The sequence below is a fragment of the Parafrigoribacterium soli genome (genome assembly GCF_040227235.1).
Lineage (GTDB): Bacteria > Actinomycetota > Actinomycetes > Actinomycetales > Microbacteriaceae > Parafrigoribacterium_A > Parafrigoribacterium_A soli.
Genome location: NZ_JBELNZ010000002.1, coordinates 156,042 through 177,034, shown reverse-complemented (window position 1 = coordinate 177,034; position 20,993 = coordinate 156,042). Strand labels below are relative to the sequence as shown.

At 67.5% G+C, this 20,993-nt stretch carries 21 protein-coding genes; all 21 read right to left on the bottom strand.

Annotated elements, in window-relative coordinates:
- The 21 genes from ABUA37_RS05065 to ABUA37_RS04965 all read right to left on the bottom strand — a co-directional run bounded on the left by ABUA37_RS05065 (position 1) and on the right by ABUA37_RS04965 (position 20,993).
- Positions 1 to 231, bottom strand: coding sequence for a DUF6704 family protein (locus ABUA37_RS05065; protein ID WP_349898042.1), 231 nt, complete (start codon positions 229 to 231; stop codon positions 1 to 3).
- 31 nt (positions 232 to 262) lie between these two features.
- The gene (locus ABUA37_RS05060) at positions 263 to 853 is read right to left on the bottom strand and encodes a Trp biosynthesis-associated membrane protein (protein WP_349898041.1); all 591 of its coding nucleotides are present in this window, start codon (positions 851 to 853) and stop codon (positions 263 to 265) included.
- Positions 854 to 855: 2 nt separating this feature from the next.
- Entirely contained in the window at positions 856 to 2,376 is a 1,521-nt protein-coding gene (locus ABUA37_RS05055; protein ID WP_349898040.1) for an anthranilate synthase component I, read from the bottom strand.
- Positions 2,369 to 2,737, bottom strand: a complete 369-nt coding sequence (hisI, locus tag ABUA37_RS05050; protein ID WP_349898039.1) for a phosphoribosyl-AMP cyclohydrolase — start codon at positions 2,735 to 2,737, stop codon at positions 2,369 to 2,371. The genes ABUA37_RS05055 and hisI overlap by 8 nt, the downstream gene beginning before the upstream one ends.
- A gap of 4 nt (positions 2,738 to 2,741) precedes the next feature.
- Positions 2,742 to 3,494: an imidazole glycerol phosphate synthase subunit HisF gene (gene hisF, locus ABUA37_RS05045; RefSeq protein WP_349898038.1), complete on the bottom strand. Its 753-nt coding sequence runs from the start codon at positions 3,492 to 3,494 to the stop codon at positions 2,742 to 2,744.
- 2 nt (positions 3,495 to 3,496) lie between these two features.
- Positions 3,497 to 4,336, bottom strand: a complete 840-nt coding sequence (hisG, locus tag ABUA37_RS05040) for an ATP phosphoribosyltransferase (RefSeq protein ID WP_349898037.1) — start codon at positions 4,334 to 4,336, stop codon at positions 3,497 to 3,499.
- A gap of 55 nt (positions 4,337 to 4,391) precedes the next feature.
- Positions 4,392 to 4,655, bottom strand: coding sequence for a phosphoribosyl-ATP diphosphatase (locus tag ABUA37_RS05035; protein ID WP_349898036.1), 264 nt, complete (start codon positions 4,653 to 4,655; stop codon positions 4,392 to 4,394).
- Positions 4,656 to 4,681: 26 nt separating this feature from the next.
- Positions 4,682 to 5,056, bottom strand: coding sequence for an FKBP-type peptidyl-prolyl cis-trans isomerase (locus tag ABUA37_RS05030; RefSeq protein ID WP_349898035.1), 375 nt, complete (start codon positions 5,054 to 5,056; stop codon positions 4,682 to 4,684).
- A 50-nt stretch (positions 5,057 to 5,106) separates the two neighbouring features.
- On the bottom strand, positions 5,107 to 5,769 hold the full coding sequence (gene rpe / locus ABUA37_RS05025; protein ID WP_349898034.1) for a ribulose-phosphate 3-epimerase: 663 nt from the start codon (positions 5,767 to 5,769) through the stop codon (positions 5,107 to 5,109).
- Positions 5,770 to 5,793: 24 nt separating this feature from the next.
- Complete coding sequence (locus ABUA37_RS05020) at positions 5,794 to 7,185, bottom strand: RsmB/NOP family class I SAM-dependent RNA methyltransferase (RefSeq protein ID WP_349898033.1); 1,392 nt, start codon at positions 7,183 to 7,185, stop codon at positions 5,794 to 5,796.
- Positions 7,182 to 8,111: a methionyl-tRNA formyltransferase gene (gene fmt, locus ABUA37_RS05015; RefSeq protein ID WP_349898032.1), complete on the bottom strand. Its 930-nt coding sequence runs from the start codon at positions 8,109 to 8,111 to the stop codon at positions 7,182 to 7,184. Before fmt ends, ABUA37_RS05020 begins: the two co-directional genes overlap by 4 nt.
- A 30-nt stretch (positions 8,112 to 8,141) precedes the next feature.
- Positions 8,142 to 10,142, bottom strand: coding sequence for a primosomal protein N' family DNA-binding protein (locus tag ABUA37_RS05010; protein ID WP_349898031.1), 2,001 nt, complete (start codon positions 10,140 to 10,142; stop codon positions 8,142 to 8,144).
- Positions 10,143 to 10,144: 2 nt separating this feature from the next.
- Positions 10,145 to 11,341 carry a methionine adenosyltransferase gene (gene metK, locus ABUA37_RS05005; RefSeq protein ID WP_349898030.1) on the bottom strand — a complete coding sequence of 399 codons (1,197 nt, stop codon included), beginning with the start codon at positions 11,339 to 11,341 and terminating at the stop codon, positions 10,145 to 10,147.
- A gap of 33 nt (positions 11,342 to 11,374) precedes the next feature.
- Complete coding sequence (gene coaBC, locus ABUA37_RS05000) at positions 11,375 to 12,565, bottom strand: bifunctional phosphopantothenoylcysteine decarboxylase/phosphopantothenate--cysteine ligase CoaBC (RefSeq protein ID WP_349898029.1); 1,191 nt, start codon at positions 12,563 to 12,565, stop codon at positions 11,375 to 11,377.
- Positions 12,566 to 12,600: 35 nt separating this feature from the next.
- Positions 12,601 to 12,867, bottom strand: a complete 267-nt coding sequence (gene rpoZ, locus ABUA37_RS04995; protein WP_349898028.1) for a DNA-directed RNA polymerase subunit omega — start codon at positions 12,865 to 12,867, stop codon at positions 12,601 to 12,603.
- Between the two features lie 65 nt (positions 12,868 to 12,932).
- Complete coding sequence (gmk, locus tag ABUA37_RS04990; protein WP_349898027.1) at positions 12,933 to 13,817, bottom strand: guanylate kinase; 885 nt, start codon at positions 13,815 to 13,817, stop codon at positions 12,933 to 12,935.
- A gap of 11 nt (positions 13,818 to 13,828) precedes the next feature.
- Positions 13,829 to 14,692 carry an orotidine-5'-phosphate decarboxylase gene (gene pyrF / locus ABUA37_RS04985; RefSeq protein ID WP_349898026.1) on the bottom strand — a complete coding sequence of 288 codons (864 nt, stop codon included), beginning with the start codon at positions 14,690 to 14,692 and terminating at the stop codon, positions 13,829 to 13,831.
- Entirely contained in the window at positions 14,689 to 17,994 is a 3,306-nt protein-coding gene (carB, locus tag ABUA37_RS04980) for a carbamoyl-phosphate synthase large subunit (protein ID WP_349898025.1), read from the bottom strand. The genes pyrF and carB overlap by 4 nt, the downstream gene beginning before the upstream one ends.
- Positions 17,994 to 19,163: a glutamine-hydrolyzing carbamoyl-phosphate synthase small subunit gene (gene carA, locus ABUA37_RS04975; protein WP_349898024.1), complete on the bottom strand. Its 1,170-nt coding sequence runs from the start codon at positions 19,161 to 19,163 to the stop codon at positions 17,994 to 17,996. The genes carB and carA overlap by 1 nt, the downstream gene beginning before the upstream one ends.
- Complete coding sequence (locus ABUA37_RS04970; protein ID WP_349898023.1) at positions 19,163 to 19,672, bottom strand: PH-like domain-containing protein; 510 nt, start codon at positions 19,670 to 19,672, stop codon at positions 19,163 to 19,165. Before ABUA37_RS04970 ends, carA begins: the two co-directional genes overlap by 1 nt.
- Positions 19,665 to 20,993: a dihydroorotase gene (locus tag ABUA37_RS04965; protein ID WP_349898022.1), complete on the bottom strand. Its 1,329-nt coding sequence runs from the start codon at positions 20,991 to 20,993 to the stop codon at positions 19,665 to 19,667. Before ABUA37_RS04965 ends, ABUA37_RS04970 begins: the two co-directional genes overlap by 8 nt.

The window sequence follows — 20,993 nt, the reverse complement described above, 5'->3', positions numbered from 1 at the left end:
CTAGTGCTCTTTGGGGACGTAGCGGGACCCGCCCACTCCGTAACCGAGCCTCGCGAGGATCCAGCCGACGATGAGGCCGACGATCAACAGGCCCGCGCACACCCACACGAGAACGGGGAGATCGAGGAAGAACGCGACCGTACCGGCCGCGAAGGCTGCCAACATGATGATCACAGCGGTCCACGCAGCCGGCGAGTTGCCGTGGCCGGGATCTGATGTGTCGTCGCTCACTGTGCTCCTTCAGGGATGTTGAATCCAAAGTCTAGCGTGAGGTCGGGTCCTCGCCGCCGCTCAAGCTGTCCCAGTCGGAAACTGGGCCGGAGGAACGCATCGAACGAGCATCCGGTGAAGCCTCATAGCGTCGGGCGGAACCTGGCCAGCGCCGCCAGGTGATGATCGTGAACAGCCCGACGAGCGCCGTGAGGCAGCCCAGGACGACGGCGATCACCGGCCAGACCGAGGGTTCGGTCGATGCGACCAGGCGGGCGACGGATGCCGTGCCAGACACGCCCGTCGCCTTGGTCACGGCCGCCGTTGATGCCGCCACCGGTGACGCCATGGCGGCAATGCTCGACACGGCGACACCCGCACCGATCGCTATTTCTATGGCTCCGAACACGATCCGCAGCGCGGGCCCGGAGATCGCGAGCGCGGCGACGAGTGCGAGTCCCGCAAGGCTCAGCGCGGACAGGTCGGGCGCGGCGACGCTGCCCGCGACCGAGATGCGTGCGCGCGCGGCATCGGTCGTCGACACGTCGAGCGTGAACCACGACTGCGTCCACGCCAGCAGCGTGAGCCCGCTCGTCAGGATGCCCCCGATGAGCGCGATGGACTTCAGGCGCCTGGCGGACAAGTTCAACTCAACCTTCGCATCGAGTTGGCGACCGCGACCGCCCGCAGGGGTGCGGCGGCCTTGTTCTGGGCCTCGCGGTGCTCGGTCTCAGGGTCGGAATCGGCCACGAGTCCCGCACCGGCCTGCACGCGAGCCATGCCTCCGGCGATCGTCGTTGTGCGGATGGCGATCGCGAGATCGAGGTCGCCGGAGAACCCGAAGTAGCCTACGACGCCGCCGTAGAGGCCGCGCTGCGAGACCTCGAGTTCGTCGATGATTTCGAGCGCTCGGGGCTTCGGCGCGCCCGAAAGCGTGCCGGCCGGGAAGGTGGCGGTGAAGACATCGAGCGAGTGGGCATTCGGTCGCAGGTCACCCTCGACGGAGGAGACCAGGTGCATGATGTGGCTGAAGCGCTCGACCTGCATGAACTCGCTCACCTCGACGGTGCCCGGAACGCAGACCTTGAGAAGGTCGTTTCGGGCCAGGTCGACGAGCATGAGGTGCTCCGCGCGCTCCTTGGGGTCGGCCAAGAGCTCCTCCGCCAGCGCGAGGTCCTCCTCGGGGCCACCGCCGCGCGGTCGCGAGCCGGCGATCGGATGCATGTAGACGCGACGGCGGTCCACCTTGACGAGGGCCTCGGGCGAGGAGCCCACGATCCAGTACGGCTCCCCCGAGTCGTCGAGGAGCGACATCAGGTACATGTACGGACTCGGATTGAGGGTGCGCAGCACGCGATACACGTCGATCGGATGCGCGGTGATCTCGTGGTCGAAGCGCTGCGAGATCACGACCTGAAAGACGTCGCCGTCCCGGATATGCTGCTTCGCACGTTCGACGAGTCCGTGGAACTCGCTCGCCTGCATCCGAGGCACGGGTGTCGCCTGCACCGAGAGATCGACCTCGGCCAGCCACGCCTCCGAGGGCATCGAGAGCCGCTCCTGCATCGAGTCGAGCCTGCTCTGCGCCTCGGCCCACAGGGCTTCGCAGTCGGCCTCACCGTCGTTGAGCGCGGTTGCGATCAGCAGAACGTTGCCGGTGGCATGGTCGACGACCACGAGTTCCGCTACGAAGCTGAAGGCCTGTCCCGGAATCGAGAAGTCAGACTGCGGGGGGTTAGGCAGTCGCTCGATCTGTCGGATGGCCTCCCAGCCGACAAAGCCGACGAGTCCGCCCGTGAGTGGCGGATGCCCGGGCACCGGAGGCGTTGTCCACCGCTCGTAGAGATGCGCGAGCGCCTCGAGCGGCGCGGACGGGCACTCGGAACCGAGCGCGCGCTCGGCGGACAGTCCGTAGTCGAGCCAGACCGCGGCATCCGCGCGCTGGGTCAGCACGCCGAAGGAGGACACACCGATGAACGAGTAACGGGACCAGATTCCGCCCTGCTCCGCTGATTCGAGCAGGAAGGTGCCGGGTGCTCCGCCGGCGAGCTTGCGATAGATGCCCACCGGCGTCTCGCCGTCGGCGAAGAGCTCGCGGATGACCGGGACGACCCGGTGATCGCCCAGCAGCGCGGCGAACTGATCGAAGCTCGTGGTCTCACTCATCGGGACCTCGCTCGGTCATCGGGTCGAGCGGGTCGACGTCGAAGCAGCGCCTCGCGCCCGTGTGGCAGGCGGCACCGATCTGGTCCACGGAGACAAGGAGTGTGTCGGCATCGCAGTCAAACGCTGCGCCCCGAACGTACTGCACGTGACCCGAGGTGTCGCCCTTGCGCCAGTACTCCTTGCGTGAGCGACTCCAGAAGGTGACCCTGCCCTCGGTGAGGGTGCGGCGCAGTGCCTCGGCATCCATCCAGCCGAGCATCAGCACCTCGAGGCTGTCGTGCTGTTGGATGATGGCGGGCAGCAGCCCGTCGGAGTTGAATACCGCGCGATCGACGACGGCCTCTAGCGTTGCGTTGTCCATGTCTCTACCTCACCAGCATTCCCGCGGCCGCGAGCCCGCGCTTGACGTCACCCACGGTCATGTCTCCGTCGTGGAATACGGATGCGGCGAGCACGGCGTCCGCGCCAGACGCGATGGCGGGCGCGAAGTGCTCCACGGCGCCCGCTCCCCCGCTGGCGATCACGGGCACCGAACTGAGCTCCCGCATGGCCGAGATGAGTTCCAGGTCGAAGCCGGCGCGCGTGCCGTCGGCGTCGATCGAGTTCACGAGCAACTCGCCCACGCCGCGGTCGATCGCCTCCGCGGCCCAGTCGAGCGCGTTCAGCGCCGTCTCGGTGCGCCCACCGTGGGTCGTCACGATGAACGACCCATGGGACCGCTTGACGTCGAGGGAGAGCACGAGAACCTGCGAGCCGAATCGGTCGGCGATCTCGCCGATGAGCTCCGGCCGGGCGATTGCCGCGCTGTTGACCCCGACCTTATCCGCGCCGCTCGCCAGGAGTCTCGCCACATCCTCGGCAGAACGGATGCCTCCGCCGACAGTGAGAGGTATGAAGACCTGTTCAGCGGTCGCGCGGACGACATCGTAGGTCGTCGATCGCTCATCCACCGTCGCCGTGACATCGAGGAAGGTGAGCTCGTCGGCGCCCTGCTCGTAATAGCGGGCGGCCAACTCGACGGGATCACCCGCGTCGCGCAGGTTCTGGAAATTGACACCCTTGACCACACGCCCGGCAGCGACGTCCAGGCACGGGATGACGCGCACCGCGACGGTCATCGTCAGATCCGCGCCGCGTGGATCGGGCTCACCAGGATGGCCCTAGCTCCGAGGTCGTAGAGCGCGTCCATGATCGAGTTGGTTTCGGCGCGCGGAACCATCACTCGCACTGCCACCCAATCGCGATCGCGCAGCGGCGACACCGTCGGCGATTCGAGGCCGGGCGTGATGGCCGAGGCGCGCTCGATCAGGTCGGCGGGAAGGTCGTAGTCCATGAGCACGTACTGCCGCGCCACGAGCACGCCCTGCAGGCGGCGCTGGAACGTCGAGAGTCCCGCGAGATCTTCGCGTGCGCTGATCAACACCGCGGTGGATTCGAGGATGACGGGGCCGAAGATCTCGAGGCCCTGCTGCCGGAGCGTCGTGCCGGTGGAGACGACGTCGGCAACGGCATCCGCCACACCGAGGCGCACCGCCGACTCGACGGCGCCGTCGAGTCGAACGAGTTCGGCCGAGATGCCGTTCGCCGCGAGGAAACCTCCGACGAGCCCGGGATAGCTCGTGGCCACGCGGATGCCGTCGAGTTCGGACAGCTCAGCGAAGCGACCTGCGGGGCCGGCGAAGCGGAATGTCGACCCGCCGAAGTCGAGGTGGGCGATCTCCACGGCGGCGCTGCCAGAGTCGAGCAGCAGGTCGCGACCGGTGATGCCCACGTCGAGGGCGCCGGAACCGACGTAGGTCGCGATGTCACGCGGCCTCAGGTAGAAGAACTCGACCTCGTTGCGAGGGTCGGAGACGATGAGTTCCTTCGGATCGCGACGGATGACGTACCCCGCCTCGAACAACATCTGGATGGCGGTGTCGGACAGCGAACCCTTATTGGGAACTGCAATGCGCAGCATGGTGGCTTCTCTTTACGTGTCGGGTGAATGATGCGGGTCGGTGGAGACTGGCGCATCACAGATGTCGGTAGACATCCGCCGTCGTCAAGCCCTTCGCGAGCATCAGTACCTGCAGGTGATACAGCAGCTGGGAGATCTCCATCGCCGTCTCATCGTCACTCTGGAACTCCGCGGCCATCCAGACCTCTGCGGCCTCTTCCACGATCTTCTTGCCGATCGCGTGCACTCCGGCATCCAGCTCGGCAACCGTACCGGAACCGGCTGGGCGGGTGGCGGCGCGCTCGCCCAGCTCCTGAAAGAGGTCGTCGAACGTTTTCACAGGGTCAACGTTACCGGTCGCGAGGGTCAGCTGACGCCCAGCAGATCGATGACGAAGATCAGGGTGCGCCCGGAGAGCTGGTGTCCGCCGCCGGCGGGACCATAGGCGAGCTGCGGCGGAACGACGAGCTGGCGCCTGCCGCCGACGCGCATTCCGGGGATTCCCTCCTGCCAGCCCGCAATGAGGCTCCTCAGTGGGAAGTTCACCGACTGGCCGCGGCTCCACGACGAGTCGAACTCCTCGCCCGTCTCGAGGTCGACGCCGAGATAGTGCACATCCACGGTCGCTCCGGGCGTCGCCTCCGCGCCGTCACCCACCTCGATATCGATGCTCACCAGTTCATCGGGCGCTTCGCCCTCGTAGAACTCGATCTCCGGCTTGGTCTTATTGAACTCGCTCATAGGACCATCCAAGCAGATCGTGCAGTGCGGATGCGCGAGCGGGTGATCGCCTAGTGCGAATGTGCCGTCGCGGCGGCGCGGAGGAGTTCGATCTGGGCCGCGGGATCAACGGCGTTGAACACACTGGAACCGGCGACGAAGGTGTCCGCACCCGCCTCCGCGGCGATGCCGATCGTCTTCTCGTTGACTCCGCCGTCCACCTGGAGCCAGACATCCAGGCCGGTTCGCTGTGCAGCCGCGCGAAGCTGCGCGAGCTTCGGCATGGTCTCCTCCATGAACGACTGCCCGCCGAAGCCGGGCTCGACCGTCATGACGAGCACCTGGTCGAATTCGCCGAGCAGGTCGAGGTACGCCTCGGCCGGTGTCGCGGGCTTCAGCGCGATGCCGGCGCGAGCGCCTATCTGGCGGAGGCGCCGCGCGAGTGCTACGGCATCCGTCGTCGCCTCGGCGTGGAAGGTAACCGAGTAGGCGCCGAGCTCGGCGTACCCCGGAGCCCAGCGGTCCGCGTCGTCGATCATCAGGTGCACGTCGAGCGGCTTCGGCGTCACGGCCTGCAGGCTCTCGACCATCCGCGGCCCGAAGGTCAGGTTCGGCACGAAGTGATTGTCCATGACATCGACGTGGATGAGGTCGGAGTTCGCGATGCGTCCCAGTTCTTGCTCGAGGTTCGCGAAATCCGCCGTCAGGATGCTCGGGTTGATGCGCACTGCCATGCGATTACCCTAACCGGGACGCGCTCACTCGTGCTTCTGGAACAGGCAGATGAACATGGCGTCCGTGCCGTGGCGATGCGGCCACAGCTGCACGTGACCATCGGTCTCCGGAAGGTCGAGCGGATGCGTCGTCACGGTGTCGAGCACGGCCGAGGTGTCAAGCCGGGTCACCTTCTCACCCCGCCTTGCCAGCGCCTCGGCGACGACGCTCCGGGTCTCGCCGAGGTGCGGCGAGCAGGTGACGTAGGCGAGTATTCCGCCGGGCTTCAAGGCGGTGAGGGCGGAATCGAGCAGCGCGGACTGGAGCCTCGACAGCTCGGCGACATCGGCCGGTCGCTTGCGCCAGCGCGCTTCGGGGCGTCGCCGCAGCGCGCCGAGTCCCGTGCATGGCGCGTCGAGAAGGACGCGATCGAACTGGCCCGGGAGTTGCTTGCCGAGTTGTACGCCGTCCTGTACGAGCACCTGTGGCGGGTCAGGCAACGCGGCAAGGGCCTTCTCCACGAGCTTTGCCCGTGCCGGGGCGACCTCGTTGGCGACGAGAGTCGCTCCCCCGGCGATCGCCTCCGCGGCGAGAAGCGCCGCCTTACCGCCTGGACCGGCGCACATATCCAGCCAGCGCTCCCCTGGCGCGATCGGTCGAGCCCGGCTCAGGGCAAGCGCGGCGAGCTGGGACCCCTCGTCCTGCACTCGAGCGCGACCCTCTCGCACGGCCGCGAAGTCCGAGGGGTCTCCCCCGTCGATCGTCGCGCCCACGGGCGAATAGATCGCGTCATGCGCTCCGTCGAGTTCCGCGACCGAGGCGATTGCCGGAAGGGCGACAAGACTCACGCGCGGCGCCACGTTGTCGGCCGTGAGGAGGTCGGCCAACTCGTCGGCACGCCCCTCAGCGGTCAGGGCCTGCCGAAACGCCCTGACGATCCAGACCGGATGCGAGTGCTCGACCGACAGCCGCTCGTCCTGGCCGCGGGCGGACGTGAGCACCCTGTGCTGCCACTCCTCGCTGGAACTGCGAGTGATGGTGCGCAGAACGGCGTTGACGAACCCGGATGCGGAGCGAGACGCGACCTCGCGCGCGAGCGACACCGATTCGTTGACGGCGGCGTGCGAGGCGACCCGCATCGAGAGCAACTGGTGGGCGCCGAGCCGGAGCACGTCGAGCACCTGTGCGTCGATGCTGTCGATGGAGCGCCCGGCGGCAATCTCGATCACCGCGTCGTAGTAGCCCTGGCGGCGCAGCGTGCCGTAGCTGAGTTCGGTCGCGAAGGCTGCATCCTGGCTGTTCAGGCGCGCGCGCTGGAGCTTGACGGGCAGCAGAAGGTTCGCGTAGGCATCCGACTCGCGCACCGCAGTGATGATCTCGAAGGCGATGCGGCGAGCCTGCTGCACGTGCCCGGCGGGGGCCGGCCGCGCGTTCATTCGGCCACCGACCCGGATTTCGCGCTGCGCCCACGCCACCAGTCGATCGCGGGCATGGGCTTCTTGCCCGCCGGCTGCACGGTGAACAACTCGAGTGGACTCGTGCCGGTTCCGACGAGCACGCTGCGTCCCTCCGCTGCCAGCGCGCCGGGTTGGAGCGGCGCGGCGCTCTGCGCCGGCGCAGCCCGCAGCACCTTGAATCGTGCGCCGTCTATGGTCGTGAATGCCCCGGGCTCCGGCGTCACGCCCCGGATCAGGCGATCGATCGTGCCGACATCCGCCGCCCAGTCGATGCGGCCGTCGTCGAGCGTCAGCTTGGGAGCGAGGGTCACGTCACCCTGCTGTGCCTCCGCTCGCGCGGTGCCGTCGGCGATGGCATCGACCACGCGCAGCAGCAGTTCGGCACCGGCTTCGGCGAGCGAGTCGAGCAATTCGCCTGAGGTCTCGTGGGCTCCGATCGACTGCGTCAGCTGACCGTAGACGTCACCCGCGTCGAGTTCCTCGACGAGACGAAAGACGGATGCTCCGGTCAGGTCGTCACCGGCCATGATGGCGTGCTGCACCGGTGCCGCGCCTCGCCAGCGCGGGAGGAGCGAGAAGTGCAGATTGATCCAGCCCAGTCGCGGCGCGCTCAACAGCGGTTCACGCACGAGGCCGCCGTACGCGACGATGACGCCGAGATCCGCGTTCAGCTCCGAGATCTGCTCGGTGGCACTGCCGGTGAGTCGGTTCGCCTTGATGGCCGGGAGGCCGAGCGCGCCCGCGGCATCCGCCACCGCCGTCGGGGTCACGGTGCGGCGTCGGCCCTGCGCCGAATCCTCGCGGGTGACGACCGCCGCAATCCGGTGGCCACTCGCATGGAGCGCGACGAGGCTCGGGACGGCGACGGCGGGACTGCCGGCGAAGACAAGGGAGAGAGCTGGCACAGGAACCGTTCCTCACGGTCGGCACCGTGATCAATCAGCGAATGGCTCCGTGTCGTCGAAGCGCACTTTAAGTGTAGGCATCGGCGGCTGCCCGGCGGCACCGGCGGCACGTTTGCGGCGGCTCGTGGCATTGCGGATGACCTCGGCCCTCAGCGCAGCGGCGACCCTGGCGCCCGCGGCATAGTCAAATCTCGCGATGGCGCGCACTCCCCCGCTCGGGATTGCCACCGGACCCAGCACATCGATCGATGCTTCGTCTTCCGGATGCTCCGCCTGCGGAATGCTCGCCAGCGCTGTCTCGACCGCCGTCGCCGATCCGGTGATCGTGACGACCCGTACCGCGGGCGGGAAACGCAGTGCGCGCCGGTCGGCGAGTTCCTGACGCACGTACTCGGGTAGCTGCCAGGTCGCTAGCGCCGATGCGAGAGCGCCCCCGACACCCACCAGCACGGTCGTTGCACCGCGTGCGGCCAGTGCGGTGGCGTTGGACCACCAGCGCAGACAGTCTTCGGCGACTCGCAGACTCTCTCGCGCAACCATCCGCTCGCCATCGAGCAACAGAACCGCCCTGTAGCCACCGGCCGCCACGGGTTCGGCGCCCCTCGTTGCGATCACGAGCGCCGGCGCGGGGCCGACGGTGAGCAGCGGTCGGTCACCGTCGGCGATGATCACCCTCACACCGGGAAACGCGCGGCCCAGGTCTTCTGCGGTACGCGTCGCGCCCTGTCCGACGAGCCGCAGGCGGCGCCCCTCACAGTTCTCGCAGTGCCACTCCGCAGCGAGTGCGCCGCACCAGGTGCACGCGGGCGCCGATCGGGCGGTCTTCAGTCCGAGCGGGCCTTGGCAGCGCAGACATCGGGCGGCCTGGCCGCAATCCTGGCAGGCCAGGCGGGGTGCGTAACCCGGGCGGGCGACCTGCACGAGCACTGGTCCGTGCTCGAGGGCGGCCCGCGCCTCCTTCCACGCCGTCGTGGGAATGCGCGCCCGTGCTGCGAGCGGGTCCTGCGCCGCCTGCTGTGATGTGGGGATGACCTTCGGCGCGTAACCGCGCAGCGGCCGCAGCGTATCGAGCCACCGGAGTTCCACGAGGCGTTGCACCTCCGCGCTGCGCGAATGAGCGAAGAAGAACAGCGCGCAGCCCTGCTGTTCCTGGCGCACGAGCGCTGCGTCGCGCGAGTGCACGTAGGGGCTCAGCGGCTCGGCGTGTAAGGGATCACCGTCGTCCCAGAGCGCGATGAGTCCCAGGCGCCCCGCCGGTGCGTAGACGACCGAGCGGTTGCCCACGACGACGAGTGCGCGATCGTCGAGGCAGGCGAGCGTCGCGCGGTAGCGATCCGGATTGGACTGGCGCGCATCCAGCCTCACGATCCGTTCGGGAGGGAGCACCGCGGCCAGCGCCGCCAGCAATTGCTCCTGATCCCGATAGTCGGGTACACACAGGATGGCGGTCTGGTCGAGGGCGATCGATTCGCTCGCCGCCGCGGCCATGGCTATCGCCCACTCGCCCACCCAGGCGCCGCCCGGCAACTCCGCAACGAGTGGTGTCACTTCCACCGCGAGCCGCTTGCGGGAGGCGATCGCCTGCTCGAAGGCCTCAGGCGCGTAGCCGGGGGCCTTGGTGGGCTGGACCGGACGAAGCACCGCCGGCGGTCTCTCCTCCGAGGGCTCGGCGAGCCATGCTTTCTCGACCCGCACCTGGCGCTTCGGAACGGCGAGCCTCACGACGTCGTTCGCTGTTCCCGCGGCGCGATCCGCGACCCTCCTGGCCAGTGCCCACACCTCCGGCGCAAGGATGGGCACCGGCGAAACCACTGCGTCGAGCTCGTTCAGCGTGCCGGAGTATTCGACGGTGGAGACCAGCTCGATGATGATGCCGTCGGCGATGCGGTCAGCGGACCGCAGCGGTACGCGCACGCGAACCCCCGGCTTCGCATCCGATGCGAACTGTGCGGGCACCCGGTAGTCGAACAGGCGATCGAGTTGTGGCAGGGATGAGTCGATCAGCACCCGCGCGATGGATGCCGCTGCCATCGCTAGAGCTTTGCTGCGGTGCGCAGAGCCTCCACGCGGTCGAGTCGCTCCCAGGTGAAATCGGGAAGCTCCCGTCCGAAGTGGCCGTAACTGGCGGTCTGCGCGTAGATCGGCCTCAACAGGTCCAGCTCGCGGATGATCGCGCCCGGTCGCAGGTCGAACACCTCGCGAATGGCCGCGATGATCGTCTCGTCGTTCACACGCCCCGTGCCGAAGCTCTCGACGTACAGGCCGACCGGGGCCGCCTTGCCGATGGCGTACGCCACCTGGACCTCGAGGCGATCCGCAAGGCCTGCGGCGACCGCGTTCTTGGCCACCCACCGCAGGGCGTATGCCGCGGAACGATCGACCTTCGACGGGTCCTTGCCGCTGAACGCGCCGCCGCCGTGGCGGGCCGCTCCGCCGTAGGTGTCGACGATGATCTTGCGCCCGGTGAGCCCGGCGTCACCCTGCGGTCCGCCGATGTGGAAGACGCCGGTGGGATTGATGAGGATGCGCGTGTCGCTCGAGTCGAGGTCGATCGTCTCGAGCACGGGACGGATGACGAGCTCTTCGATGCTGTTGCGGAGTTCGGCCGTGCTGATGGATGGCGAGTGCTGGGCCGAGACGACGACGGTCTCGACGGTGCGCGGGATAGCTCCGTCGTAGCCGATGGTCACCTGGGTCTTGCCATCGGGACGCAGGAAGTCGACGACTCCGTCCTTGCGCACGGCGGCTAGTCGCTCCGACAGGCGGTGGGCGAGCCAGATCGGCAGCGGCATGAGCTCGCGCGTCTCGGTGGTCGCGTAGCCGAACATGATGCCCTGGTCTCCCGCACCCTGCAGATCGCCCGCATCGGTGCTCGATTCCTCGCGATTCTCGATCGCGTGGTCGACGCCCTGAGCAATATCCGGTGATTGAGCACCGATCGAGATGGACACTCCGCAGGAACGACCGTCAAACCAGACCTCGGACGAGTTGTACCCGATTTCCGAAATTCTGGCCCGCACGATGGCAGGAATGTCGACGTAGCCGCTCGTCGTGACTTCACCCGCGACGTGCACGAGACCCGTGGTGACGAGCGTTTCAACCGCGACCCTGGAGTGCGGGTCCTCCGTGAGCAGAGCATCGAGGATGCTGTCCGAGATCTGATCGCAGATCTTGTCGGGATGGCCCTCCGTCACGCTTTCCGAGGTGAAAAGTCGCAGTGCAGTGCTCATGTGTTGTGCCTCGCGGGGTGGTATTCGAGTGACTCAGGACAGCAGATCGAGAATACGATCGGCCACCGTCAACTTGCTCCCGGCGGCCTCGCCAACTATATCGCCGGCCCCATTGAGAACGATGACGGCGTTGTCTTCGGTCGAGAAGCCCTCGGCCCATCCGACCCTGTTGAGGACCAGCAGGTCGACGCCCTTGCGCTTCGCCTTCGCGCGACCGAGCGCAAGGAATGAGTCGGGGTCAGACTCGGTCTCCGCACCGAATCCGACGATCACCTGGCCCGCGCGTCTCGCATCAACGAGGCAGCGCAGTATGTCGGGATTCTTCACGAGGTGCAGGTCGAGCGTCTCGCCCTGCTGCTCTTTCTTGATCTTCTCGCCCTCCACGCGCTCCGGACGGTAGTCGGCGACGGCCGCGGCCATGATGATCACGTCGGCCGCATCCGCGTGTGTGTTCATGGCATCGGCCAGTTCGAGGGCACTGCCCACGGCGACGACGTTGAGGTGATCCGGTACTGCGCTCTCGAGATTCGCTCCGACGAGCGTGACCTCTGCACCCCTGGCCGCGGCGGCCTGAGCGATCGAGACGCCCTGCCTGCCGCTCGAGCGATTGCCGATGAAGCGCACCGGATCGAGCGGCTCCCGTGTGCCGCCGGCGGAGACGAGGATGCGCCTGCCCGCCAGGTCTTTCGGGCCGGCTGCCGCCAGCGCGGCGGCCAGGATGTGCTCGGGTTCCGACATTCTGCCCGCGCCGGAATCGGTGCCGGTGAGCTGGCCGGATTCCGGTCCGACGATGATGACTCCGCGCGACCTGAGGAGCGCGATGTTTGCGACTGTTGCGGGGTTGCGCCACATCTCGGTGTGCATGGCGGGCGCGATCACGAGCGGTGCCGTGCTCGCGAGGATCGTGTTGCCGAGCAGGTCATCGGCGAGACCTGCGGCCAGTTTGGCGATGCTGTTCGCCGTGGCGGGGGCGACCACGATCAGGTCGGCCGCCTGCCCGATGGCCACGTGCCGCACCTGGGCGACCCCGTCGTACAGGTCGGTGTGAACGGTGTTGCGACTGATCGCTTCGAGCGTGGGTCTGCCCACGAAGCGGAGCGCGGCATCCGTGGCGACGACGTGGACGTCGTGGCCGGCCAGAACCAGCAGCCGGATGACGCCGACCGCCTTGTACGCTGCAATACCGCCGGTGACTCCGACCACAACGTTCAGGCGACGGCCCATGCAGAGCTCCTTGCGGTTACCGCGGATTGGACGTTCTAGACAGCCGTCTCTGCGAGCGGCTTGACGACGAGCTTGTCTTCGTTGATCTCGTGCATGGCGACCGAGAGCGGCTTGTCGTCGATGGTCGAGTCCACGAGCGGGCCGACGTTGTCGAAGAGGCTTCCCTCGTGCAGGTCGGCGTAGTAGTCGTTGATCTGGCGGGCCCGCTTGGAGGCGAAGATCACCAGGGCGTACTTGGAATCGACCTTCGACAGAAGTTCGTCGATCGGCGGGTCGATGATTCCCTTGGCGCGTTCAACCATGTCGTGTACTCCTCGTGCTTCGTGAATCGATGCTGCCATCCGAGTGGAAATCGGCGCACGCATACTCAAGTCTTTTGTGGGATTGCCATCAAGTCTACGACTTCCTGCGCCGCCTGGCTGACTTCGGTGTTGACGACCTTGTAATCGAACTCGTCCTGAGCGGCCAATTCGACCTTCGCCGTCTCGAGCCTGCGCTGCTGTTCGAGCGTCTCCTCGGTGCCTCGACCGATGAGCCTGCGCACCAATTCCTCCCAGCTGGGCGGGAGCAGGAAGACCAGAACGGCGTCGGGCATCTCCGCACGCACGGAGCGAGCGCCCTGCAGGTCGATCTCGAGCAGAACACTCTTCCCCTCGGCCAGGGCCGCCTCGATGGGGGCACGCGGCGTGCCGTAGCGGTAGGCGTTGTGCACCGTGGCGGTCTCGAGCATCTGCCCGGTGGCGATGAGTCTGTCGAACTCCTCGTCGTCCACGAAGTAGTAGTTCACGCCGTCGACCTCGCCGGGTCGAGGCGCACGCGTCGTCGCCGACACGGAAAGGTGCACCTGCGGATAGTTCTCGCGAATGTAGGTCGAGACGGTGCCCTTGCCCACTGCCGTCGGCCCCGCGAGCACGACGAGCCTCGATGGTTCCGGTCCCTCCGGCCTGTGCTCCCGTTCAACGAGCCAGTCGTACAGGCTCGCTCTCTGCCTGCTACCGAGACCGGCAACCCTCTTGGATTCAGCGATCCCGAGCTCCGCCATGATCCTCCGGGCTCGGGTGGGGCCGACACCGGGGATGCTGGTGAGCAGTTCCCGCACCCGGAGACTTCCCTCGGGGCTGGGTGCGATCGCCGACCATGCGGTCTCGACGACGTCTACTGCCGTGCGCTGGCGGTGACCGATGGCGGACTTCACTGCCGCCCTGCCGCGCCGCGCAGCAACCGCTGCGCGCGAGGCGGCAATGCGGTCCACTTCTGGTGGATCTATCCGCGCCACCGCGCCACCTCTGCAGCCTGGGAACGTACCGCTGCGGCGATTCCGCCAGGACCGGCGGAGAGGATGCTGCGTGACGCGCTCACGACCACGTGGGCTGCGGCGGGGCCGAATCGGGTGCCCAACTGTTCGAAGCTCGCGCCCTGATGGCCGAAGCCGGGCGCGAGAACGGGGGTAGCGACCGCGCCGCACAGCCGCTCTAGGGCGATGCCGTAGCTGTCGAGGTTCACTGTCGCACCGAGCACGAGTCCGATCGAGCCGAGTTGCCCAAGGCGGTCTCGCTCGTTGATGGTCGCCACCTCTTCGACGATACTCGCCGCGACCGTCGCTCCGGCAGTGGGCCCGCTCTGCACGATGGAGCGCTGCAGCTCGAACGACTCCGGGTTGGAGGTGGCAGCGAGCACGAACAGGCCCTTGCCTTCCGCGTGGGCGAGTGCGATCGGAGCGCCGAGCGAGTCGACGCCCTGGTAGGCGGATACCGTCATCGCGTCGACCTCGAGGGAACTGCCGGGGGCCAGCCAGGCCTGCGCGTACGCCTCGACCGTGCTGCCCACGTCACCGCGCTTCACGTCGGCGATCACGAGGAGTCCTGCCGCGCGAGCGGAGGTGATGACCTCCTCCAGCACGAGATAGCCGGCCGCTCCGTGCCGCTCGAAGAACGCGACCTGGGGCTTGACGATCGCGACCTGTGCGGCAGCGGCATCCACGACCTTCAGCGCGAATTCTCGGAGCCCGGCCGGCGTGTTCTGGAGGCCCCAGTCCTCAAGCAGGAACGGGTGTGGGTCGATGCCGACACACAGCTGCCCTCGAGCGTCGAACGCCTCGGCCAGTCGGGCCCCGAAACTCGTGCTCACGCCAGCTGTTCCAGTCGGGCCGCACGATCCGTCGCGTAGTCCTGCAGGGACTTCACCGCGAAGCCCTCGCGCAACGACTCGATGGAGGCCACGGCGGCTCCCACCTGGGCGATCGTCGTGTACAGCGGAAGGTCGGCCGCCACCGCTGCGGCGCGGATCTCATAGCCGTCGGCTCGCGCGCTGCGGCCGCTCGGGGTGTTGATGACCATGTCGACCTCCGCGTTGTTGATCAGGTCGACGATCGACGGCTCGTTCTGCCGCGATGCCTCACCCTGGTCATACTTGCGCACGAGCTCGGCGGCGATGCCGTTGCGGCTGAGCACCTCGGCGGTGCCGAGCGTGGCGAGGATGCGGAACCCGAGCTGCTGCAGGCGCAGTACCGGCAGCACGATGGCGCGCTTGTCGCGGTCGGCGACGGACACGAACACGCTGCCGCTCTGTGGGAGCCGCACGGCCGCGGCCTGCTGACTCTTCGCGAAGGCGCGCGGAAAGTCCGCATCGATGCCCATGACCTCGCCGGTCGAGCGCATCTCCGGGCCGAGGATCGAGTCGATGATCTTGCCCTCCTTGGTGCGGAAGCGCTTGAACGGCAGCACGGCCTCCTTGACAGCCACGGGCGAATCCATCGGCACGATCGCACCGTCGTGGCGCGGCAGCATCCCCTCGTCCATGAGTTCGGCGATGCTGGCACCGGCCATGACGCGCGCGGCCGCCTTCGCGATCTGCGTTCCGGTCGCCTTCGCGACGAACGGCACCGTCCTCGACGCGCGCGGGTTCGCCTCGAGCACGTAGAGCACTCCCGCGCCGATCGCGAACTGCACGTTGAGCAGGCCGCGCACTCCGATTCCGTCGGCGATCGCCCTGGTCGCCCTGCGCACGCGTTCCAGCTGCTCCCTGCCGAGGGTCACCGGAGGAAGGGTGCAGCTCGAGTCACCCGAGTGGATTCCGGCCTCCTCGATGTGCTCCATGATCCCGCCGACGTAGAGCTGCTCGCCGTCGAAGAGGGCGTCGACGTCGATCTCGATCGCGTCGTCGAGGAAGCGGTCGACGAGAAGCGGATGCGACGGGCCGATGATTCCCTGGCCGTCCATCCTGCGGAAGTAGTCCTCAAGGGATGGCCCGTCGTAGACGATCTCCATGCCGCGACCGCCGAGCACGTAAGACGGCCGCACGAGCACTGGATAGCCGATCTCCTCGGCCACCTCGAGGGCTCGGGCGAAGTCGGTGGCCGTGCCGTTGCGCGGCGCGGTGAGGCCGGCGAGGTCCAGGATGCCCTGGAAGAGCCCACGCTCCTCCGCGAGATCGATCGCCTCGGGCGTCGTGCCCAGGATGGGGACTCCCGCCGCCTTCAGGCCCTTGGCGAGCCCGAGCGCGGTCTGTCCGCCGAGTTGCACGATCACCCCGACGAGTTCGCCGCTCTGGCTCTCGGCGTGGATGATCTCGAGCACGTCCTCGAGCGTCAGTGGCTCGAAGTACAGGCGGTCCGAGGTGTCATAGTCGGTCGACACGGTCTCGGGATTGCAGTTGACCATGATCGTCTCGTACCCGGCATCCGAGAGGGCGAAGGACGCGTGGACGCACGAGTAGTCGAACTCGATGCCCTGCCCGATGCGGTTGGGACCGGACCCGAGGATGACGATCTTGCGGCGATCGCTCGGCGCGACCTCGGTCTCCTCGTCGTAGCTCGAGTAGTGGTACGGCGTGAGGGCGGGAAACTCCCCCGCGCACGTGTCGACCGTCTTGTACACGGGACGCACGCCGAAGGAATGCCGGATCGACCTGATCTCCTCCTCCTCCATCCCGCGAAGCTCGGCGATCTGCGCGTCGCTGAATCCGTGGTCCTTCGCGAGCCTCAACAGCTGGGCGTCGAGCGGCGCGAACGAGGCGACCGTGTCGGCGACCTCGTTGATGAGCACGACCTGGTCGATGAACCAGGGGTCGATCGCGGTCGCGTCGAAGACCTCTTCCACCGTGGCGCCCGCACGCAGCGCCTGCTGCACGGTGACCATGCGCCCGTCGGTCGGGGTCTTTGCCAGTTCCAGCAGCGCATCCTTGTCGCCCGGGATGCCCGTCCAGTGAAAGCTGGATCCGCGCTTCTCGAGCGAACGCAGTGCCTTCTGCAGCGCGGTGGAGTAGTTGCGTCCGATCGCCATGGCCTCGCCGACCGACTTCATGGTGGTCGTGAGCGTCGGGTCTGCGGCGGGGAACTTCTCGAAGGCGAAGCGGGGAACCTTGACGACGACGTAGTCGAGCGTCGGCTCGAAGCTCGCCGGGGTGACCTTCGTGATGTCGTTCGGGATCTCGTCGAGGCGGTAGCCGATCGCGAGCTTGGCCGCGATCTTCGCGATCGGGAAGCCCGTGGCCTTCGAGGCGAGAGCGCTAGAACGCGACACTCGCGGGTTCATCTCGATCACGATGACGCGACCGTCCACCGGGTCGATCGCGAACTGGATGTTGCACCCACCGGTGTCGACGCCGACCGCGCGGATGATGTCGATTCCGATATCGCGCAGCTTCTGGTACTCGCGGTCGGTGAGGGTGAGCGCCGGTGCGACGGTGATCGAGTCGCCCGTGTGCACTCCGACCGGGTCGACGTTTTCGATCGAGCAGACGACAACGGTGTTGTCGGCGTTGTCGCGCATGAGCTCGAGCTCGTATTCCTTCCAGCCAAGGATCGACTCCTCGAGGAGCACCTCGGTGGTCGGACTCTGGTGCAGGCCGTCGCCGACCATGCGGATGAGGTCCTCCGGCGTGTAGGCGAAGCCAGACCCGAGCCCACCCATGGTGAACGAGGGGCGGATGACGAGCGGATACCCGAGGTCCTCCGCGAAGCCGAGCGCCTCGTCCACGGTGTGCGCGATGTGCGAGCGCGCGACCTCCGCGCCGCACTCGATGACGAGTTCCTTGAAGACCTGCCGGTCCTCGCCGCGGTGGATGGCGTCGAAGTCGGCGCCGATGAGTTCCACGCCGTACTTCTCGAGAATGCCGTGCTCGTGCAGCTCGATGGCCGCGTTCAGCGCAGTCTGGCCGCCGAGGGTCGGCAGGATCGCGTCCGGCTTCTCCTTCTGGATGATCGACTCGATCACCTGCCAGGTGATCGGCTCCACGTAGGTCGCGTCGGCGAAGTCGGGATCGGTCATGATCGTCGCCGGGTTGGAGTTGATCAGGATGACGCGCACGCCCTCTGCGCGCAGCACGCGGCAGGCCTGGGTTCCCGAGTAGTCGAATTCACAGGCCTGTCCGATGACGATCGGACCGGAGCCGATGACCAGGACGGAATTGATGTCTTCGCGTTTCGGCATTACTTGTCACTTTCGCTGGTCGGGTTCGAATTCGTTTCCGCGCGCTGAGCGAGCACCAGGTCGCGGAACCGGTCGAAGAGGTAGTTCGCATCGTGTGGTCCGGCAGCGGCCTCAGGGTGGTACTGCACGGAGAACGCGGGGATGTCGAGGGCATTGAGTCCCTCGACCACGTTGTCGTTGAGGTTGACGTGGCTCACCTCGACCCGCCCGAAACCGGCGGGCGACTCCGTGACGCCGTCGATCGGAGCGTCGACCGCGAAGCCGTGATTGTGGGAGGTGATCTCCACCCGGCCCGTCGCCCTGTCGACCACCGGCTGGTTAATTCCGCGGTGACCGAACGGGAGCTTGTATGTACCGAAGCCGAGCGCGCGCCCGAGCAGCTGGTTGCCGAAGCAGATGCCGAAGAAGGGGAGCCCGCGTCGAAGTACCGCCTGCAGCAGTTCCACATGGGCATCGGATGCGCCGGGGTCGCCCGGTCCGTTCGAATAGAAGACGGCGCTCGGTTCGATCGCGAGCAGCTCGTCGATCGTGACCTTCTGCGGGAGGACATGCACGTCGAAGCCACGCGCCGAGAGGTAGTTGAGTGTGGATGCCTTCACACCCAGGTCGAGCACGGCGACCGACCCGATCCGCTCGCCCTCTGCGGGAATCGTGAAGGCCTGCGCGGTGGAGACCTGTGCGGACAGGTTGAGGCCCGTCATCTCGGCCGAGCCGCGGACGATCGCAAGCTGCTCGTCTGCCGCAAGCGCGGCATCCGCACCGGAGAAGATGCCTGCGCGCATCGCGCCGCTGTCCCTCAGCCGGCGCGTGACCGCCCTGGTGTCGATGCCGCTGATCCCGACGATGTTCTGCTCGACCAGGTCGGCATCGAGGCTGTTGGTGGCGCGGAAGTTCGACACGACCCTGGAGGGGTCGCGCACGACGAAGCCGGCAACCCAGATCCTCGACGACTCCCTGTCGACCTCGTTGACGCCCGTGTTGCCGATGTGCGGCGCCGTCATCAGCACGATCTGCCCCGCGTAGGAGGGGTCGGTGATGGTCTCCTGGTAGCCGGTCATGCCGGTCGCGAACACTGCTTCACCCAGCGTTCGACCGCGCGCTCCGTATGCTCGGCCGCCGTATCGGCTGCCATCCTCGAGAACGAGTACGGCTGGGTCTGTGGTGAGCACTAGAGACTTCCTTCCTGGTCGGCCGGGCCGACGATCGTGTCGATGGCCGCGATGAGGGCCGAGGGGTCTGGCGGCTGGACTACGCGCAGGTAACTGTCGACCGCGGTGTCTCCGAGCATCCAGGTCAGGCAGACGAGTCCGCCGGTCTCGACTACTCGGTCAATGGTCCAGGTGGCGCGCTCGACGCCGCGAAGTTCGCTCCTGGGAATGAACGCATCGGGCTCGCCCGCAAGCGACAGCACGATGCCGGCCGTTGCCACGGTCACGGATGCGCGGGCCCGATAGCCGAGACCCGACACGGTCACCCGGTTCAGCGGCTCCCCAGAGATCGTGGTCGCGACGTAGAGAAGGTCGAGGCTGATCAGTTCGTCGCCGATGTCGCGCGGCACGGGCAACGCCCGAACGAGCGAGGCCTGCCTGCGCTGCCTGGCGCGCCAGCCGAAGAACATCCCCGCAAAGATCAGCAGGATCAGTACGACGACGACAACGGTGGGAAAGACCTTATCCATGCTGTGCTCCTGCCTCACGCGCCACCCGTTCCGGGTCGAGCAGTTCGCCGTCGAGCACGGTGGGACTGCCGTTGTGGATCGTGGCGATCACGCGCCCGGGGAGCGTCCTGCCGATGTATGGCGAATTACTGCTCTTTCCCCTCAGATCAGCCACACCAAAGACGCGGGATGCTGTCGCGTCGTAGAGCGTGAAGTTCGCCGGGGCGCCCACGACGATCCCGTCGGCGTAACCACCGAGGAGACCGATCTCAGCGGGAACCCTCGAGAGCACTCTCGCGACATCCGACCAGTCGAGCAGGCCGGTGTCGACGACCGAGGCCTGCACGACCGACAGTGCCGACTCGAGCCCGACCATGCCGAACGCGGCGGCGTCCCACTCACAATCCTTCGATTCGACCGGATGCGGCGCGTGGTCGGTCGCCACGATGTCGATGGTGCCATCGGCCAGGCCGTCGCGCAGCGCCTGCACGTCTTCGGCGCGCCGAAGCGGCGGATTCACCTTGAATCGCGAGTCGTAGCCGCTCGCCAGCTGCTCGGTGAGCAGCAGGTGGTGCGGCGTCACCTCCGCCGTCACCCGGATGCCCCGGGCCTTCGCCCAGCGCACGACGTCGACGGAGCCGGCGGTCGACAGGTGGCAGATGTGCAGTCTCGCCCCGACGTGCTCGGCAAGCAGCACGTCGCGCGCGATGATGGCCTCCTCCGCGACGGAGGGCCAGCCCGCCAGTCCGAGTTCGCCCGACAGGGTGCCCTCGTTCATCTGGGCGCCCTCGGTGAGCCTCGGCTCCTGCGCGTGCTGGGCGATCACCCCGCCGAAGGTCGTGACGTATTCGAGTGCGCGGCGCATGAGCAGCGCATCCGAGACGCACTTGCCGTCGTCGGAGAAGACCCGCACGCCGGCGCGACTGCGCGCCATCGCGCCTATTTCCGCGAGCCGCTCCCCCGCCAGTCCCGCGGTGACCGCTCCGATCGGCCGAACCGTGACGTAGCCTGCCGCGTCGCCCAGCGACTTCACCTGTTCAACGACGCCGGCTGTGTCTGCCACCGGCGAGGTGTTGGCCATCGCGTGCACCGCGGTGAAGCCGCCGATAGCGGCGGCGCGCGATCCGCCCAGCACCGTCTCGCTCTGCTCGAATCCAGGTTCGCGGAGGTGGGTGTGCAGGTCGACGAGACCGGGCAGGGCGATGAGCCCGTCGGCGTCGATGACCGTTGCCCCGGATGCGGACAGGCCGGTTCCGATCGCGCCGATGACGCCGTGGTCGACGAGGATGTCGGCGGCAGACCCGTCGACGCCTGCCGCACCCCTAACGAGAATCGCAGTCAT